The 4,164-nt window shown below is 64.1% G+C and carries 3 protein-coding genes; 2 read left to right on the forward strand and 1 reads right to left on the reverse strand.

All coding sequences use genetic code 11. The features are described from left to right. The first annotated feature begins 731 nt into the window (after nt 1-731). On the forward strand, nt 732-1,925 hold the full coding sequence (locus IEZ19_RS49230) for a reverse transcriptase domain-containing protein (protein ID WP_308429108.1): 1,194 nt from the start codon (nt 732-734) through the stop codon (nt 1,923-1,925). Here the strand turns inward: IEZ19_RS49230 and IEZ19_RS49235 are convergent. Continuing rightward, entirely contained in the window at nt 1,846-3,195 is a 1,350-nt protein-coding gene (locus tag IEZ19_RS49235; protein WP_229841727.1) for an ISL3 family transposase, read from the reverse strand. The two genes, IEZ19_RS49230 and IEZ19_RS49235, sit on opposite strands and share 80 nt — an antisense overlap. Before the next feature lie 160 nt (nt 3,196-3,355). Between IEZ19_RS49235 and IEZ19_RS49240 the strand changes: the two genes are divergently transcribed. Beyond that, nucleotides 3,356-4,009, forward strand: coding sequence for a group II intron maturase-specific domain-containing protein (locus tag IEZ19_RS49240; protein WP_189317870.1), 654 nt, complete (start codon nt 3,356-3,358; stop codon nt 4,007-4,009). Nucleotides 4,010-4,164 lie beyond the last annotated feature (155 nt).

Here is a 4,164-nt window from a genome sequence, read left to right on the forward strand (position 1 = left end):
CGGGTGTGGTCGAGGATAACTGGTTCACACCGACGGAAGAGGGAACCCCCCAAGGCGGTGGTGCGACGTGAGGTCGCACGTTGTGAGTGATTGCACCTTTGGAGGTTCGACGATGTCGATGGTGTAGATCCTGATCAGTGTCCATGTGATCAGTCCCCGCCCCGACGTGCGTTGCTGGTAACGGCAGGGTGCGGAGCTCGGGGGAAAGCCGGAGGGCTCCCGTTCCATCCGGGAGTTACGGGCGAGGGGAAGACCGGACGGGTGAAGGTGACTGAACCCTTGGTTGATGTCTCGTGACTGAGGATGCTCTGTGATGGGTTGTGTCAGCAGGGCAGTAGGGCTGGCCGTTGTGAAACGGCAGGTGCCGGGCGGGCCACTCCCGTTCGCCCGGAAAGGACACCACCGCCCCGGGATAAAGAGGGCACCCAACCCGGTCGTATCTCACACGTGTGGAACACGGAAACCCCGGCTGGGGTCCAAGGCGGCAACAGGTCGTCCTTGGTAGGCCAACCGCGAGGGAGGCGGACACCCCCAGCGGGACAGGATGGTTCGAGAAGCGAATGCCGGCAGCCGAAAGGCAGCAGGAAACCGGGAGATTAGCCACGACTTCCAGTGGCCTCCCGCATAACTGGCCGGATACGGGACTTTGTACCCGGCCCGCAAGGGAGCTGACGTGAACCAGGTGAGTCTGTGAAAGAGACTCTGACTCAACCTCGGAACCGGAGGGAAAGTTGGACACCGAGGCGGTTGACGCCGACGTGAACGGACCTGCGGACGCTCCTTTGGAATGGGACGCCGTTCATTGGCGTGCCGCCGAGGAGAACGTACGACGTCTGAGACAGCGGATCTTCACGGCGAGCAAGGCAGGGGACCTCAAGAAGGTCCGAAGTCTGCAGAAATTAATGCTCCGTTCCCGAGCCAACACGCTGGTGAGCGTGCGACGGGTGACGGAGGAGAACGCTGGCCGCAAGACAGCGGGTGTGGATGGGAAGGTTGTTCTGACCTCCCCGGGCAAGGAGGCACTGACGGAGTGGATGCACCGCCAGACCAAACCTTGGCACGCTCGCCCAGTCCGGCGGGTCTTCATTCCGAAGTCGAATGGAAAACGGCGTCCGCTCGGAATTCCAGTGATCGTCGATCGCGTACTTCAAGCGCGCGTGAAGAATGCTCTGGAGCCAGAGTGGGAGGCCCAGTTCGAGCCGAAGTCTTACGGTTTCCGACCGGGTCGCGGCTGCCATGACGCTATCGGGGCAATCTACCAGGTAGTGAAGGGGCGTGACCCCAAACGCCGGTGGATCCTTGACGCCGATCTGGCAGCAGCATTCGACCGCATCGATCACGACCACCTCCTCGAGCTTCTCGGTACGTTCCCCGCACGTGGGCTCGTACGGGATTGGCTGAAGGCGGGCGTGATGGACAAGGGAGAATTAGCGCCAACCGATGAAGGGGTACCGCAGGGAGGTGTGATCAGCCCAGTGCTAATGAACATCGCCTTGCATGGGATGGAGAAGGCAGCAGGAGTCAGGTATCACTATCGCAGTCGAGGAGGTCTTCAGACTGCACCTGATTCACCCGTGCTGATCCGGTACGCTGACGATCTTGTGGCGCTGTGCCACAGCCGGGAGCATGCCGAACAGGTCAAGGCGAAGCTTGCCGATTGGCTGACACCGAGAGGACTTGCCTTCAATGAGGGGAAGACGCGGATTGTCAACCTCGATGATGGCTTTGACTTTCTCGGATTCAACGTCCGCCGGTATCACGACAAGCTTGTCCTGATCAAACCCAGCCGGGAGGCCGTGAGGCGGATCCGGAGAAGGCTGCGCATGGAAATGCGGGTCTTCGAATTTAGTGGGGGTGCGCCTGCCGTCGGCTCCGGCGGGTGGTCGCACAGCGTGAGCGTAGGCGCTGGTTGGCGCGGTTCCTGAAGCCGAATGCGTTGCGTGCTTCGAGCTTGATGAGGCGGTTGTTGCCTTCGGAGGCGGCGTTGGTGATGCCGGTGGTCAGGTAGGTCTCGATGCCGTCCCACCACTGCTCGACGGTCTCGGCGAGGGTGAGGAGTTCGGGGAGGTGGGCGTGGTCGGCGGCGTGGGCGAGGAAGCGGTGGCGGGCGGCGGAGATCGCGGAGCGGCCGGGGGTGACGTGCGTGCGGGTGACGGCCAGGCCGAGGAGATCACGCAGGAGTTCCTTGCCCTGCCATCCGGCGTAGATCTGTCGGCCGTAGGTGCCCATGTGCTCCAACTCGGTCTTGAAGAGGGTCAGTTGGTCTTGGGTGAGGTCTTCCTTGTTACGGCGCAGGAGTTTGCGGACGGTGTAGATGCTGTCGCCCTTGCGGGCCCGGCGGCCGTGCTGTTTCCAGGTGAGGCGGCGGCGCAGGTCGGCGAGGTGGCGCTGGGCGAGCTGGACGATGTGGAAGCAGTCGACGACCACCGCCGCGTGTGGCAGGGCACGGGTCACGGCGGCGCGGAAGGTGGAGCACAGGTCGATGGCGACGTAGCGGACCTGTTCGCGCCAGGAGGCCGGCTGGGCGGTGAGCCAGTCGGCGACCGAGGTGGCGTTGCGGCCTTCGACCTGCCCGAACAGGCCGCGCCCGCCGATCGCGTCGACGAAGCCGATGTGCCAGGCGTCCGCGACGAGTTCCCACTTGTGCGTGTCCGGGTTCTGCTTCCATACCGGTTTGCCCCGCCGGGTCTCGTCGATCCCGACCGCCTCGGTCGCGGGCGGGTCCTCGGGCAGGACCGTCGCAGCGTAGTCCTCGAAGCATCGCTGCACGATGGGCCAGCTCAGGTGCAGGTCGCGGCCTGCCTGCACGACGGTGCGAGAGCCGTCGCAGACCGCGGCCCCGGCCGCATGGCGCAGGGCGAGGGTGGTCCTCATCCCCGCGGGGACCTGGCGTGTCGCCTCGGTGAACGAGCCTCGCGGGCAGGCCACTTCGGTGCAGTACCAGCGCGTCTTGCGCCAGCGGATGCTCACTGGGCGTCCGCCGCAGGGCAGGTGCCGGGGCCGGGTGGTGCGGTAGCCCTTCGGCCGGGTGGCGAAGACCCCACAGTCGGGGCAGGCCCGTGCGGAGTCCTCGTTCGTGACCACGTACACCGTCGAACCGCCCGCCCCGTCGTCCTTGACCTGCGTCACACTCACCCCCTCCAGCCCCAGAAGTCGCGTCGCCGCCTCGCTGATCCCGGTATCGTCGATGTTCAAGCCCGTGGGGTTTCATGATCGGTTGCCTAGAGAACAGCCATGATCACGAAGACTCGCGGGCTCCTTGCATCCGGGGCACCCGCACCCCAACTCCCTCACGCAACGTGACGGTTGAGCTCGCCCGTCACCGCCCACCCCCACTAAATTCGAAGACCCGGAAATGCGTGCACTGCGCGGCTCCAGTGCAGGAGCTGTACTGAAGAAGCTCACCCCCATCATCCGGGGATGGGCTGCCTATTACCGGACTGAGGTTTCGAGTGCGGTATTCTCCGCGCTCGACGACTACATGTGGAAGCTCACGTACCGGTGGGCACGCCACAACCATCCAAACAAGTCGCGGTGGTGGATCGTTGACCGCTACTACGGCCAGTTCAACAAGTCCAGGCAGAACCGCTGGGTTTTCGGTGACCGGGACACTGGCGCCTACCTGCCCAAGTTCGCCTGGACGAAAATCGTCCGACATGCGATGGTCGTCGGAACAGCCTCGCCCGATGACCCGGCGCTCGCCGAATACTGGGCTCAGCGCCGTCGCAAGCAGCCGTTTCCACCACTGAGCGAACTGGTCCGTCGGCTCCTCGCGAATCAAGCGGGCCGGTGCGTTCTCTGCCACGAGCTGCTTCTCCACGCCGATCAGCAACCACAAAGCCCTCACGAATGGGAACAGTGGGTACGCGTCACTCAAATGGCGATCCGCCAAAAGTACATAGCCAGTGCGACGCCCGGCGTGACGGACAAACTCCGCCTCGTTCATTCCTCCTGCCGTCGCCGGTCTATTAACGGCCACGGCAAAGACCCAGCGGTTCTGCATGCCTGAACGCCTTCAGGACTTGCTTGAGCCGTATGCGCGGATAACGTGCCCGTACGGTTCTTAGGGGGCGGCGGCGCAGCAATGCGCCGCCGCTACCCGACTGATCAGCCCTGTGTTGATGAATGTTGCTCTGCATGGCATGGAGACCGCTGCCGGAGTTG

This window comes from Streptomyces brasiliensis (assembly GCF_014647875.1).
Lineage (GTDB): Bacteria > Actinomycetota > Actinomycetes > Streptomycetales > Streptomycetaceae > Streptomyces > Streptomyces brasiliensis.